Origin of the sequence: Streptomyces sp. NPDC024017 (genome assembly GCF_040638895.1) — a bacterium.
Taxonomy (GTDB): Bacteria; Actinomycetota; Actinomycetes; order Streptomycetales; family Streptomycetaceae; genus Streptomyces.
This window is the reverse complement of the sequence record NZ_JBEZYZ010000006.1, coordinates 115823-129971: the sequence shown is the minus strand read 5'-3', so window position 1 is coordinate 129971 and position 14149 is coordinate 115823. Positions and strand designations below refer to the sequence as shown.

The 14149-nt window shown below is 71.7% G+C and carries 11 protein-coding genes; 5 read left to right on the top strand and 6 right to left on the bottom strand.

The window, feature by feature from the left end:
• Positions 1-9: 9 nt before the first annotated feature.
• Positions 10-447 carry a MarR family transcriptional regulator gene (locus AB0G20_RS17670; protein ID WP_030849396.1) on the bottom strand — a complete coding sequence of 146 codons (438 nt, stop codon included), beginning with the start codon at positions 445-447 and terminating at the stop codon, positions 10-12.
• Between the two features lie 155 nt (positions 448-602).
• Between AB0G20_RS17670 and AB0G20_RS17665 the strand changes: the two genes are divergently transcribed.
• Positions 603-830, top strand: coding sequence for a ribbon-helix-helix protein, CopG family (locus AB0G20_RS17665; RefSeq protein WP_361302796.1), 228 nt, complete (start codon positions 603-605; stop codon positions 828-830).
• Here the strand turns inward: AB0G20_RS17665 and AB0G20_RS17660 are convergent.
• Positions 800-2251 carry an NCS2 family permease gene (locus tag AB0G20_RS17660; RefSeq protein ID WP_361302793.1) on the bottom strand — a complete coding sequence of 484 codons (1452 nt, stop codon included), beginning with the start codon at positions 2249-2251 and terminating at the stop codon, positions 800-802. The two genes, AB0G20_RS17665 and AB0G20_RS17660, sit on opposite strands and share 31 nt — an antisense overlap.
• 117 nt (positions 2252-2368) lie before the next feature.
• On the opposite strand from AB0G20_RS17660, the gene AB0G20_RS17655 reads away from it, so the two are divergent.
• The 3 genes from AB0G20_RS17655 (at position 2369) to AB0G20_RS17645 (ending at position 6142) form a co-directional block, all read left to right on the top strand.
• Entirely contained in the window at positions 2369-2647 is a 279-nt protein-coding gene (locus AB0G20_RS17655) for a DUF2530 domain-containing protein (RefSeq protein WP_361302790.1), read from the top strand.
• Positions 2648-2769: 122 nt separating this feature from the next.
• A complete protein-coding gene (locus AB0G20_RS17650; protein WP_361302787.1) occupies positions 2770-3615 on the top strand; it encodes a class I SAM-dependent methyltransferase in 846 nt (281 codons plus the stop codon).
• A gap of 133 nt (positions 3616-3748) precedes the next feature.
• Positions 3749-6142: an HAD-IC family P-type ATPase gene (locus AB0G20_RS17645; RefSeq protein ID WP_361302784.1), complete on the top strand. Its 2394-nt coding sequence runs from the start codon at positions 3749-3751 to the stop codon at positions 6140-6142.
• A gap of 6 nt (positions 6143-6148) precedes the next feature.
• On the opposite strand, the gene AB0G20_RS17640 is transcribed toward AB0G20_RS17645, so the two are convergent.
• From AB0G20_RS17640 to AB0G20_RS17625, 4 genes are all read right to left on the bottom strand, one after another.
• Positions 6149-7003, bottom strand: a complete 855-nt coding sequence (locus AB0G20_RS17640; RefSeq protein ID WP_361302781.1) for a hypothetical protein — start codon at positions 7001-7003, stop codon at positions 6149-6151.
• Positions 7004-7213: 210 nt separating this feature from the next.
• Entirely contained in the window at positions 7214-8098 is an 885-nt protein-coding gene (locus tag AB0G20_RS17635) for a calcium-binding protein (protein WP_361302778.1), read from the bottom strand.
• 171 nt (positions 8099-8269) lie between these two features.
• Positions 8270-11398 (bottom strand): molecular chaperone Hsp90, encoded by a 3129-nt coding sequence (locus tag AB0G20_RS17630; RefSeq protein WP_361302775.1) that lies wholly within the window; start codon positions 11396-11398, stop codon positions 8270-8272.
• 87 nt (positions 11399-11485) lie between these two features.
• Entirely contained in the window at positions 11486-12412 is a 927-nt protein-coding gene (locus AB0G20_RS17625) for a DUF3027 domain-containing protein (RefSeq protein WP_361302772.1), read from the bottom strand.
• 270 nt (positions 12413-12682) lie between these two features.
• On the opposite strand from AB0G20_RS17625, the gene AB0G20_RS17620 reads away from it, so the two are divergent.
• The gene (locus AB0G20_RS17620) at positions 12683-14116 is read left to right on the top strand and encodes an MFS transporter (RefSeq protein WP_361302769.1); all 1434 of its coding nucleotides are present in this window, start codon (positions 12683-12685) and stop codon (positions 14114-14116) included.
• The last annotated feature ends 33 nt before the right edge of the window (positions 14117-14149 follow it).

Here is a 14149-nt window from a genome sequence, read left to right as displayed (position 1 = left end):
GAGTACGACTTACAGATGCGCGAGCTTCTCCAGCACGGGGGCGGCGGCGCGGAGTTTCGCCCACTCGTCCTCGTCGAGGTTCTCCACCAGCGTGGCCAGGAACGCGTTCCGCTTGGCGCGGCTCTCCTCGAGCATGGCCTCGGCCTGCTCGGTGCGGGTGACGACCTTCTGGCGCCGGTCCTCGGGATGAGGCTCCAGCCGGACCAGTCCCTTGGCCTCCAGCAGCGCCACGATGCGGGTCATCGACGGCGGCTGGACGTGCTCCTTGCGGGCGAGCTCGCCCGGCGTGGCCCTGCCGCACAGGGACAGGGTGCCCAGCACCGACATCTCGGTGGGGCTGAGCGATTCGTCGACCCGCTGGTGCTTGAGCCGACGGGACAGCCGCATCACCGCGGATCGGAGGGAGTTCACGGCGGCTACATCGTCGCCATGGCTGAGGTCCGGCATGTTCTTTAGCGTAACTCATTACTCTCGCTAAAGACCAGCGGGGACACGCAGGAACGCCCGTGACGCCCGCCACTGAACCGTGACATCACTCATATGGGTGATCCGGCAGCGGAACGCGACACACCGGACCAAAGGCTGCCGCGACCCTCATGGGCATGGGGACCAGCGTGCTCAGCCTGCGAATAGACCACGACCTGCTCGAACGGCTCAGGCACCATGCCGCGAAAAGGGGAATGAGCGTCCAGGACTATGTCGTCCGGACGCTCATTCGAGATGACTTCGACCAGCGGTTCCGGTCCGCCGTCGAGGAGACGGAGAGGTTCTACGGGTCACCCGACTCCGGTGACGGGGATCAGGTCAGGCCCAGCGCCGGCATCAGGTAGTAGAACGCGAACACCGCCGACACCGCGTACATCGCCACCGGCACCTCGCGGCCCCGCCCGGCCGCCAGCCGCAGCACCACGAAGGTGATGAAGCCCATGCCGATGCCGTTGGTGATCGAGTAGGTGAACGGCATCATCAGCATCGTCACGAAGGCCGGGACGGCGATCGTGTAGTCCGCCCAGTCGATCTCCTTGACCGATCCGGCCATGATCAGGAAGCCGACCGCGAGCAGCGCGGGCGTGGCCGCCTGGGACGGGACCATCGTGGCGACCGGCGTCAGGAAGAGGGCGACGGCGAAGAGGCCGCCGGTGACCACGTTCGCGAAACCGGTCCGGGCGCCCTCGCCGACCCCCGCCGTGGACTCGACGAAGGCGGTCGTCGCGGAGGAGGAGCTGGCGCCACCGGCGGCGACCGCGAGGCCGTCGACGAGCAGCACCTTGTTGATGCCGGGCATCTGCCCCTGCGCGTCGGTCAGCTTCGCCTCGTCGGAGACACCCATGATCGTGCCCATCGCGTCGAAGAAGCACGACAGCAGCACGGTGAAGACGAAGAGCACGCCGGTGAGCATGCCGACCTTCTCGAAGCCGCCGAACAGGCTGACCTGCCCGATCAGCCCGAAGTCGGGGCTGGCCACCGGGTTGCCCGGCCACTTGGGCGTGGTCAGGCCCCAGCTCGGCACCTTCGCCACCGCGTCGATGACCACCGCGAGGACCGTCATGGCGACGATCGAGATGAGGATCGCGCCGGAGACCTTGCGCACGATGAGCGCGAGGGTCAGCAGCACACCCAGGACGAAGACCAGGACCGGCCAGCCGTTGAGGTGACCGTCGCCGCCGAGCTGGAGCGGGACGGTGGTCTGGGCAACGTCAGGGATCCGGGAGACGAAGCCCGCGTCGACGAGTCCGATCAGCATGATGAACAGGCCGATACCGATGGAAATGGCCTTGCGCAGCCCGTAGGGCACGGCGTTCATGACGCGCTCGCGCAGCCCCGTCGCGACCAGCAGCATGACCACGAACCCGGCGAGGACGACCATGCCCATCGCGTCCGGCCAGGACATGCGCGGGGCGAGCTGGAGGGCGACGACCGAGTTCACGCCGAGGCCGGCGGCCAGCGCGATCGGGACGTTGCCGATGACGCCCATGAGGAGGGTGGTGAGCGCGGCGGTGAGGGCCGTCGCGGTGACGAGCTGGCCGTTGTCGAGCTGGTGACCGTACATGTCCTTGGCGCTGCCGAGGATGATCGGGTTCAGCACGATGATGTAGGCCATCGCGAAGAAGGTGGCGAGACCGCCGCGGACCTCGCGGGACAGGGTGCTGCCCCGCTCGGAGATCCGGAAGAAGCGGTCGAGTGCGCCGTACATGGGCCCGGCTCCCGGCTGTTCAGGGGCGGGGACCTTGGCGGGAGCCGAGGAGGACATGTGTTTGGTGTTTCCTACGAAGAGAAGTGGTCAGACATAAACCGTTTCAGTATGAACATATAAAGTCCCGATCGCACATCTCCGCGCGTAGACCTGATCGCCTCGTAAGCTGTCCCCATGGCGAAGTGGACCCCCCGACACGAGGCGCCGGAGCCCCTGGAGGGCCCCGTGGTCGCCACCATCACCGGCGGCACCATCCTGTGGTTCGTCCTCTTCCTGGCCCAGCTCCCCTTCTACGGCTGGTTCGACGACCACGGCCACACCTGGTGGGTGTGGACCTGCCTGGCCGGTGCCGGGCTGGGACTGATCGGTATCTGGTACGTCCGCAAGCGTGACGCCGCGCTCAAGCGGGCGGCCGCCGCCGAGGGGCTGACGGCGACACCATCGGCCGAGTAGGCACCTGCCTGCCGCTCTCCCGCGAGACACGTCCCCGCACCCTCCCTACGCTCTTAGAAGGCGGCGAAACGCTCGAAAACCGTCAGCGCGGAACCGCCGCCCGACCGGTGAGGAGCGCAGCGATGACGATGCAGAACAGCGCGGCCGAGGCAGACCGCGCCCTGAAGTCCAAGCACCGGGCGATGTGGGCCCAGGGCGACTACCCCTCCCTGGCCGCCGAGGTCATCCCCGAGCTGGGAGCGATCCTGGTCGAGGCGAGCGGGGTGCGCTCCGGCCAGCGGGTGCTGGACGTGGGCGCCGGCTCCGGCAACGCCGCGATCCCGGCGGCCCTGACCGGCGCGGACGTGGTGGCCTCCGACCTGACGCCGGAACTGTTCGAGGCCGGGCGGCAGGCGGCCGAGAGGCAGGGTGCGCACCTCGCCTGGCAGGAGGCCGACGCCGAGGCCCTGCCCTTCGGTGACGCGGAGTTCGACACCGTGCTGTCCTGCGTGGGCGTCATGTTCGCCCCGCACCACCAGCAGGCCGCCGACGAACTCGTCCGGGTCTGCCGTCCGGGCGGCACCATCGGGCTGCTGAGCTGGACGCCCCAGGGCTTCATCGGCCGGATGTTCGCCGCGATGAAGCCATACGCGCCACCGCCCCCGCCCGGGGCCCAGCCGCCGCCGCTGTGGGGAGACGAGGACCATGTGCGCGCCCTCCTCGGCGACCGGGTCACGGACGTCAGCGCCGAACGCCGCACGGTCCGGGTCGACCGCTTCGAGACGCCCGAGACGTTCCGCGACTACTTCAAGGAGCGCTACGGCCCGACCATCAGCGTCTACAAGAACATCGCCGGCGAGCCCGACCGCGCCGCCGCCCTCGACCGCGACCTGACGGCCCTCGTCGAGGACGGCGACCTCGGGACCGGTTCGGGCGGGACGGTCCTGGAGTGGGAGTACCTGCTGTTCACCGCCCGCCGGGCGGGCTGACCCCGGGGCGCGGCGCCGTGGTTCGACGGCGTACAACTGCCGTACGACCACGGCACGAAGTCCGTCCTTCCCAGGTCGGATCTTCGCCGCATTCAGCGGGTGAAGCGGCAAATCCGCACGTACCGTCGAATGCATGACGCATCTCGACGCGGGTGCCCGGCCCGACTCCGCGCGGCCGGCGACGGTCACCTCCCGCGAGACCGGCCTGACCGGTGCTCAGGTCGCCGAACGGGTGGAGCGCGGCCAGGTCAACGACGTGCCGGTGCGCAGCAGCCGGTCCACCGTCGACATCGTCCGGGCGAACGTCTTCACCCGCTTCAACGCGATCATCGGCGTGCTGTGGCTGATCATGCTGGTCGTCGCGCCGATCCAGGACAGCCTGTTCGGGTTCGTGATCCTCGCGAACACCGGCATCGGGATCGTTCAGGAGTGGCGCGCGAAGAAGACGCTGGACTCGCTCGCGCTGATCGGCGAGGTGCGGCCGACCGTACGCCGGGACGGGACCGCCGGGCAGGTCAGCACGTCCGAGATCGTGCTGGACGACCTGATCGAGATCGGGCCCGGGGACAAGGTCGTCGTCGACGGTGTCTGCGTCGAGGCGGACGGTCTCGAGATCGACGAGTCGCTGCTGACCGGTGAGGCCGACCCGGTCGTCAAACGCCCGGGCGACCAGGTCATGTCGGGCAGCTTCGTGGTGGCGGGCGGCGGGGCCTTCCAGGCGACGAAGGTCGGCCGCGAGGCCTACGCCGCCCAGCTCGCCGAGGAGGCCTCGCGCTTCACCCTCGTCCAGTCCGAGCTGCGGTCGGGCATCTCCACGATCCTCAAGTACGTCACGTGGATGATGGTCCCGACCGCGATCGGCCTGATCATCAGCCAGCTGGTCGTGAAGGAGAACGCCTTCGACGACTCCGTCGCCCGCACGGTGGGCGGCATCGTCCCGATGGTCCCCGAGGGGCTGGTACTGCTCACCTCGGTCGCCTTCGCCATCGGCGTGATCCGCCTGGGCCGCAAGCAGTGCCTGGTGCAGGAGCTGCCCGCGATCGAAGGGCTGGCCCGGGTCGACACCGTCTGCCTCGACAAGACCGGCACCCTCACCGAGGGCGGCATGGACGTCACCGAGCTGCGGCCGCTCCAGGGCACCGACGAGACGTACGTACGGAAGGTGCTCGGCGCGCTCGGCGAGTCGGACCCGCGGCCGAACGCCTCCCTGAAGGCGATCATGGACGCCTACCCGGCCGTGGAGGGCTGGCGCTGCACCGAGGCCCTGCCCTTCTCCTCCGCCCGCAAGTACAGCGGCGCCGCGTTCAGCGAGGGCGACGGGGAGGCCGGCCGCTGGCTGCTGGGCGCGCCCGACGTGCTGCTGGCGGACGACGATCCGGCCCTGGCCGAGACCGGGCGGCTGAACGAGCAGGGCCTCAGGGTGCTGCTGCTCGTGCGGGTCGCGCGGGACCTGGACGATCCCGACGTGACGAAGGGGGCGAAGCCCACCGCCCTGGTCGTGCTGGAGCAGCGGCTGCGGCCGGACGCCGCGGACACCCTGCGCTACTTCGCCGACCAGAACGTCCGGGCCAAGGTCATCTCGGGTGACAACGCGGTGTCGGTCGGTGCGGTCGCCGCCAAGCTCGGGCTGTCCGGCACCACCGTGGACGCGCGCCGGCTGCCCGCCGAACCGGAGGGGATGGCCGACGCGCTCGACGACGGCACGGTGTTCGGCCGGGTCACGCCGCAGCAGAAGCGGAACATGGTGGGCGCGCTGCAGTTCCGCGGGCACACCGTCGCGATGACGGGCGACGGGGTGAACGACGTCCTCGCCCTGAAGGACGCCGACATCGGCGTGGCGATGGGCTCCGGCTCGGAGGCGACCCGGGCGGTCGCGCAGATCGTGCTGCTGAACAACAGCTTCGCGACGCTGCCGTCGGTGGTCGCCGAGGGGCGCCGGGTCATCGGCAACATCACGCGGGTGGCGACGCTGTTCCTCGTCAAGACGGTGTACTCGGTGCTGCTGGCCGTCCTGGTGGTCTGCTCCCAGGTGGAGTACCCGTTCCTGCCGCGCCACCTGACCCTGCTGTCGACGCTGACCATCGGCATCCCGGCGTTCTTCCTCGCGCTCGCGCCCAACAAGGAGCGCGCGAAACCGAACTTCGTACGGCGGGTCATGCGGTACGCGATCCCGGGCGGGGTGGTGGCGGCTGCGGCGACCTTCGCGACGTACCTCATCGCCCGGGAGCACTACACGGGCGCGGGGGCGCTGGACGCGGAGACCAGTGCGGCGACGCTCACGCTGTTCGTCGTCTCGATGTGGGTGCTGGCGATCATCGCCCGGCCCTACACCTGGTGGCGTGTCGCCCTCGTCGCGTCCATGGCCGGGGCGTTCCTGTTGGTCCTGGTCGTGCCGTGGCTGCAGCACTTCTTCGCGCTGAAGCTGGTGGGGATGACGATGCCGTGGATCGCGGTCGGCATCGCGGCCGTGGCGGCGGCCACCCTGGAACTCCTGTGGAGGTGGGTGGACCGCCGCCTTCCGGCTTAGCGGGTTCTACTTCACGTCGACGTAGTCGCCCGTGGCGTTGACGGCCGGGGTGGTCGTGGTGCCGGCGAAGCTGAAGCGCCAGTAGCCGTCGTACTGGGCGGTGGCGGTGGCCTTCACGTTGCCGTACTGGTCGGAGGTCACCGTCTTGACCGTGGTGTACGTGCTGGTGCCCGCCTTGCGGAACTGGAGCTTGACCGGCTGGCCGGTGTAGCCGTGGTAGGCGTTGTCCTCCCAGTTGGCGCGGGACAGCTTGCCGGTGGACGTGATGGTCTTGCCCTTGTACACGGGCTCGGGGCCGGCGTTGACGGTCAGCTTGGAGTAGCGCTGCACCTTGGTGGTGCCCAGGCCGCCCTGCATCTTCTCGGCGTCGTCGCTGGTGACGGCGAGGGCGCCGGCGCCCCAGGTGCCGGCGTCGGAGTTGAACAGGTCGCCGTCGGCCGGGCGGATGCTGATGACGCCCTTGCAGTCGAGGACCGTCGACGAGGCGGCGGTGCAGGTGGCCGGGTCGTCGCTGATCAGGACGTTGTCGGCGGTGTCGAGCGAGGAGCCGTGGTAGATCAGCGGGCCCGTGGCGAAGTGGTCGGAGCCGGTGTCGAGGTCCGCGGCGTGGGTCACGGTGAAGGTGACCGGCACGCTCACCACGTTGGTGGTGCCGACGACTATGTTCTTGCCGCTGTTGACCTTCACGTTGGAGAAGGTGACGTCGAGGGTCGAGGCGGTGGTGCCCGTGCCCGCGTCGGCCGCGGCGGAGCTGAACGCCTGCTTGCCGGACGGGGCGTCGGCGGCCTGTGCGGCCGGGACGACGAGGGCGGAGAGGGCCAGGGCGCCGGCGACGGCGGCCACGGTGGCTCGCATGTGCATGTGTTTCCCCAGGGGGAGAAGTGATCGCGGAGTCTGTTGACTCACGCGATCAGATCCACGAGCCCCGGGCGGGGTTGTAGGGCCGGGCCCGGGTTTTGCCGTCTCGTCCGCAACGTTTGACGAGCGCTTGGCATATGCCCGGTGCACAGACGACACCGCCGGCCCCGGCATGACGCCGGGACCGGCGGTGTCGTCGTCGCGTGGACGGTATTACTGCACGTCGACGAAGTCGCCCGTGGCGTTGATGGCCGGGGTCGTGGTCGTGCCCGCGAAGGAGTAGCGGAAGTAGCCGTCGGTCGACGCGGTGACCGTGGTCTTCAGCTCACCCGTGCTGTTCGACTTGATGGTCTTCAGCGTGGTGTAGGTGTCGCTGCCCTTCTTGCGGAACTGCAGCTTCACCGACTGGTTGGTGTAACCCGCGTACTTGAGGGTCTCCCAGTTGGCGCGGGACAGCTTGCCCGTGACGGTGACGGTCCGGCCCTTCTTCACCGGCTCCGGCGAGGCGTTGACCGTCAGCTTGGAGGCGCGCTGGACCTTGTGGGTGCCGTAGTAGTCGTTCCAGTACATGTCCCCGCTCTTGGCGAGGGCCCCCACGGTGACGTGCCACGTGCCGGCCAGCGCGTTGGCGTACAGCTCGCCGATCCCGTCGTCGTTCAGGCCGGGGGCGGCCGAGATGGTGAGCTTGCACGACGACGTGGTGGCGCTGGTGGCCGTGCAGGTGGCCGCCTCCTCGTTCGGCGGGAGGAAGCCGTCGACGTTCTCCTCGACGTCGGTGCCGTGCCACAGGTCGATGTACGCGTCCTCGACGCCCGAGGCGTGGCTGACGTTCAGCGACACCGTGAAGGTCTTGCTGTACGTGGTGCCGACCACGACGGCCTTGCCGGAGTTGACCTTGACGTTCGACACGACGGGCGCGGCCTCGGCGGCGGCAGCGGTGCCGAAGGCCGACTTGGCGGAGGAGGTGCCGAAACGCTCCGCGGCGCTCGGCCGGTTCAGGTTGACGTCGCCCTGGGCGTCGGCCTGCGCGGCCGGCACGGCGAGAGCGGAAAGGGCCAGGGCGCCGGTGACGGCGGCCACGGTGGCTCGGATACGCATGCATTCTCCAAGTGGAGAGGGGCCCCGGTGCTCGTCGTCGGCTCTCGGGGCCCAAGTGATCGTGGAGTCTGTTGACTCACGTGATCAGATTCCTCAACAGTGCGCATGGTTGTACGGCAGGTGAAAAATATGTGCGGAACTTTTCACCTGCGGTCCAACGTCACCGCCGGATCAGTCGAACCAGCGGTCCCGCGCCAGTTCCTGCGTCCGGGACGGGTCCTCCAGCAGCGCCGCCACCTCGAACCGCCGCGGCCACTGCCCCGCCGCCCAGGCGAGCCCCGCGGCGACGCCCTCCAGGGTGGCGGCGTGCAGGACACCGTCGTCGGTGAGCCGCCAGTCGATCTCCACGCCGTCGACGACGAGTTCCTCGTGCTCGACGTAGAAGGACGGGGTCTGCCGGCCGAGCAGCACCCGCACCGGCTCCGGTACGTCGTGCTCGGTGCCCTCGGAGGTGACCTCTCCCGTGACGGACTCGCTCAGCCTCCGCACCTGGAACAGTTCGGCCAGCTCGGCGGCGCGTGACGGCCGTACCGGAAGCAGCGGGACGCCCTCGGTGAAGGGCAGCAGGTCGGGCGAGTCGCACACCACGGCGTCGGCCGCGTCCACGACCTCCACCCGGCCGTCGGTGACGGCCCGCAGGTCGTCCGGAAGGGTCACCTGATCCGGGTCCAGCTCGGCCAGCGACCCGTACAGGGCGTGCAGTTGGGTCCCCGTCACCTCCCGCTCGGGGTCGGCGAGCCGGTCGAGCAGCTCGGCGGCGCCACCGGGCTCGCCCAGCAGCGCGGCGACGGACGTCCGCACGCCCAGCGCCCGCAGCACCTGCTCGTCCTCGAACCCCGTCGCGTCGGCCTCGTCGTAGAGCCCGCGCAGCAGCGGGTCGCCGCCGGCGGCCCGCAGGCCGGCCGGGCGGCGGCCGTCGAGCACGGGGTTCCCGCGCAGCCACCAGGCGGTGTACGGCCGGACGGCCTCGTGCGTCCCGTCCGGCAGCAGGATCCGCACGGGCTGCACGATCGCGTCCCTGAGCGGCGGCTGGGACAACAGCGCGAGCGCCTGCGCCCACTTGTCCTCGTCCACGAGGTCCAGGTCCCGTACGGCGATGATCTCGGTGGCGACCGGCGGCACCGGGCTGTCCGGGAACCGGTCGAGGATGTCCTCGCACCACACGTCGACGGCGTCCAGCAGGCCCGCGTCGTCGGGTTCGGCGAAGTCGCCCTCGCGGGGCTCCAGTTCGTCCGGGTCGAGGACGACGTCGGTGGCGCGGACGACCGCGAAGTTCACCAGGACACCGCAGGCGGCCAGCGGCTGCTCGCCCCACTTGTCGGCCAGCTCGGCGTCCACGGCGGCGAGTTCACCCTCGCGCATGACCTGGGCGAAGTGGCCGCCGGGGAAGACGAGTTCGCACGCCGGGGCCGGTTCGCCGTCCTCGTCGGGCAGGGCGAGCGCGCCGAGCCAGGGCTCGTCACCGGGCTCCAGCCCGGCGTCCCGCACCAACGCGAGCACGGTGTCGGCCAGTTCGTCGGCGTCGAGGGAGTCCTCTTCCCAGTTCACGCCGCCCTCGTCGTCCAGGGACGCGGCGACGGCGGCCCGGACCTGCGGCGTGGTGAGGACGGCCCGGGGCGTCGCGGGCAGGGCGCCGAGCTTCTCCAGGATCGGGTGGGCGGCGTCCGGGTGGGCGACCTTCAGACCGAGCCGGGCCAGCACCTCGGGGTCGATCCGCGCGGCCTCCGCGCTCGGCAGCAGGACCTGCCGGGGCCCGATGGTCGTACGGCCGTCCGCCAGCGGGACCGGGAGCCCCGACAAGCGGTCCGGGTCGATCCCGGCCAGGCTGTCGTAGAGCCGCTGCCACCAGCCGGGCTCCTTCTCCAGCCCGGCCAGCCGGTCGATCGCGTCGGTCAGCGGGACCCGGGCGACGCCCAGCGTCCGCAGCTCGGCGCGGCGCTCCAGCCCGGCGGGCAGCAGGGTGGGCAGCACCTCGGCGAGCACCCGCACGGTGTCGGCGCCCGCGCCCTCGACGACCTCGGCGTCCCGGGGCCGCAGGGATTCCGGCAGGTCGTCGTCCTCGCGGGGAGGGAGGGCGGGCGGGAGAAACCCAGTCCGCGGCAGCCGCTCCAGGATCGCCTGGCGCAGGGCGCCGTCCAGCTCGCCCTTGCCGAGCGGGCCGGGCACCAGGCCGATGATCCCGGAGGTCACCGGCCGCCAGTCGCCGAGGAGCTCGGCGTAGGCGTCGGCCGCGCGCTGGACGAGGAAGTCGGTCAGCGGGCCGGGGGCGGCGTGCCGGCGGGTGGAGTCCAGCGGGAACGAGGCGATGAGCAGGGCGGGGACGCCGAGCGGTTCGTCACTCGGGGTCGGGGCGTGCACGACCGCGCTGGTGCGGGGCCGGGCCGGGCTGCCGTCGCTGTCCACGGGCACGGCCCAGGTGACCGACCAGTGGGGCCGCAGCCGTTCCTCGACGGGCCGGTCGGTGAGGAGCTCCGGGGTGAGCGGGCCGTGGGCGGCGGCGGTGCGCCAGTGGGTGACGCCGTGGGCGGAGTCGTCGACGACGGTGAAGGGACCGTCGGACCGGCGGGTGAGGGTCCGCGGACTCTCCCCGTTGATCTCGACGACCAGCTCTTCGAGTCCGGGCAGGGTGAGCAGCAGGGCGTCGTCGACGGCCCGCAGGAGCCGCTCGGCGAGATCGGCGGCGGCCGCGTCACGCAGCGGCAGGATGACGGCGGTGTCGTACGGGCCGGGGGCCGTGCCCTCGGCGGCGTACGGGAGCCGCAGCAGGGGTACGTGCCCGTCCCGGCGCCGGACCTCGTCCCCGAGGCCGGGGCTGTGCCGGGCGGTCTCGGCGGCCAGGGCCCTGGCCTCGGCCAGCGACCACCGCACACCGCCGTGCCGGCCGACGACGGCGGGCTCGTCGGTGACGGAGAGCACCGCGGCGAATCCGACGCCGAACCGCCCCACGGAGGACGTGTCGCCCGAGTCCCTCTTGGCCGACGCCCGCAGGGTGGACAGCGACTCGACCCCGGCCGCGTCCAGCGGGGCGCCGGTGTTGGCGGCGACGAGCACCCCGTCGCGCAGGGTGAGCCGCAGCCGCCCCGGCACTTCGGCCCGGGCCGCCGCGTCGGCGGCGTTCTGGGCGAGCTCCACGACGAGCCGGTCCCGGTAGCCGCCGAGAACCAGGTCCTCCTCGGCGTTGGCGTCCTCACGGAACCGGGCGGGGCTGGTGGCCCAGGCATCGAGGACACCGCGCCGCAGACGGGCGGTACCGAACGGATCGGCCCCCTCGGCGGCGGGCCGCACGAACTTGCTGCTCACGTTCCGTTCCTTCTCCTCGTGGACGTGAGGATGAAGGTACCGCCTGGGAAGCGGACGGCGTGCCCCCGCCCGGCGCGGGCAGCGGCGCTACGAGTGCCCCAGTTCCTCCGTGTCCAGGTCCGCCGTCGCCGATACCGAGCCCGAGTCCGAGGCCGGACGGAGGGGGAACGGGTCGACCCGGGTCTCGTCGATGACCGGGGCGGCCGGCTGGGGCGGACGGGGCATGACCGCGGCCTCGGAGTGGCCGCCGCAGCCGTAGGCGAGGGAGACCAGGCGGCCGTCGGCCGGGGAGAACTCGTTGGCGCAGGCGCCGAAGGCCTGGCCCAGGGAGCCGCCGATGGGCACGAGGAAGCCGCAGCTGACACAGGCCGCGGGGGCCGCCTGGGCCATGGGGGTCTTGGGGCCGAACGCCTCCTCCCAGCGGTCGGCCGCGGTGTGCAGGCCGTAGCGGGACAGGACGCGGGCCCGGCGCATGCCCAGTTCCTCGGCGACCGCCGGGATCGAACCGCGCAGGGGGGCGACCGTGAAGCCGGACGAGGGGCCCATGGTGAGGTCCGCGTCCTCCGCCTCCACCAGGTCGGCCATCTCGTGCGACACGGGAACGTTCGGCGCGGGCTCGTCCTCGCCCGTGTAGCCCGGCTCCAGCCGCAGGTCCTCGGCGTCGGTGGGCAGCAGATCGCCCGGCCCCATGTCGCCGGGACGCAGCCGCTCGCTCCACGGCACCCACTCGGGCGCCAGCACCGCGTCCGGGCCGGGCAGCAGCGCCGCCTCGTCCACCGTGACGATCTTCGCCCGGGAGGCCCGGGCCACCGTCACGGCCCAGCGCCAGCCCCGGTACCCGAGCTCCCGGCACTGGAAGAAGTGCGTGACGACACGGTCTCCCTCGGAGATCAGGCCCACGTGTTCCCCGACGATTCCTGGCGCGGCGGCCTCCTCGGCTGCGGCGCGTGCGAGGTCGACGGCCTCGGCGCACAGACGGTCAGGGGTGCGGCTTCGCGTTGTCGCTGCGCTCACAGGTATCGCTTCTCTCCATACGCCGTCTCACGAGTGCGCCACTCCCAGCGCGGGGGCGGACGGAGCGGACCGGGGGACCGCGTCGACATCCTTCATCCATTTTGCGGGATGGCTGAGATACGCACGCTACCCTTCCGCCCCACTTCGCGTACACCGACGGTCCTGTTGCGCCGCCCACCGGACACGAGCCGCACCCCGGACAGTCACCCCACAGGCCCTATACAAGCGGTAATGGCACTACCCACAGCCTTATCGGGGCACTATGACGTCGTGGCAGCCGCGAAGACACCCCCGGGCGCCACCGGGACCGGTGGGTCGAAAGGGGTCAAGGGAAGCAGCCGACCGGGCGGACCGGGCCGTTTGGGCGGCTCCCTCCGCTCGGTCGGCCGTGCCCTGCACTTCCCGGTGACCGGCACGGCCCGCGGCATCCGCAAGGCCACCCACGCGCACGGCGCGGGCGAGTCCGGCCTCGGCAAGCTGATCGAGCTGCACGGCGTGAACGGCGCCGGTGACGTCATGATCACCGTCGCCCTCGCCTCCACGGTCTTCTTCTCCGTGCCCACCGACGAGGCCCGCGGCCGCGTCGCCCTGTACCTCGCCATCACCATGGCGCCCTTCACCCTCCTCGCGCCCGTCATCGGCCCCCTCCTCGACCGCATCCCGCACGGCCGCCGCGCCGCCATGGCCGGGGCGATGCTGGCCCGGGCGCTGCTCGCGCTCATCCTGTCCGGCGCGGTCGTCAGCGGCGGCCTGGAGCTGTACCCGGCCGCGCTGGGCGTCCTGGTCTCGTCGAAGGCGTACGGCGTGGTCAGAAGCGCCGTCGTGCCCCGGCTGCTGCCGCCCCGCTTCTCCCTGGTGAAGGCCAACTCGCGGGTGACCCTCGGCGGCCTCCTCGCCACCGGCATCGCCGCGCCCATCGGCGCCGGACTCCAGCAGATCGGGCCGCGCTGGCCCCTCTACGGCGCCTTCGTGCTCTTCGTGGCGGGGACGATCCTGTCGTTCACGCTGCCGTCGAAGGTCGACTCCGCCAAGGGCGAGGACCGTGCCCTGCTGGCCGCGGACGAGCAGCACCTGCACGGGCCGCACCGGCAGCCGGTCAAGCGCCCCGGGCTGCGCACGGTCGGCCCTGCCGTCACCCACGCCCTCGGCGCCAACGCCGCCATCCGCTGCCTGACCGGGTTCCTGATCTTCTTCCTGGCGTTCCTGCTGCGCGAGCACCCGGTGTCCGGCCAGAGCGCCGCGGTGTCCCTGGGGATCGTGGCGGTCTCGGCGGGCGTGGGCAACGCGCTCGGCACGGCCGTCGGGGCGTGGCTGCGCTCCCGGGCGCCGGAGATCATCATCGTCGTGGTCGTGGCGTGCGTGGCGGGCGCGGCGATCACGGCCGCGGTGTTCTTCAGCGCGGTCATGGTGGCCGCGCTGGCCGCCATCGCCGGGTTCGCGCAGGCCCTGGCGAAGCTGTCGCTGGACGCGCTGATCCAGCGGGACGTGCCCGAGAGCGTCCGTACGTCGGCCTTCGCCCGCTCCGAGACCCTGCTGCAGATGTCGTGGGTGCTGGGCGGGGCGATCGGCATCGCCGTGCCGCTCAACGGCACGGCCGGGCTCGCGGTGGGCGCCGCGATCGTCGGCGCCGGGTGGCTGACGACCGTACGGGGGCTGATCGACTCGGCGCGGCGCGGCGGCACGGGGCGGGCGCGCGTCGCATAGGGCCCTTCTGATGGATCTCCCAGGGAGCCGTAC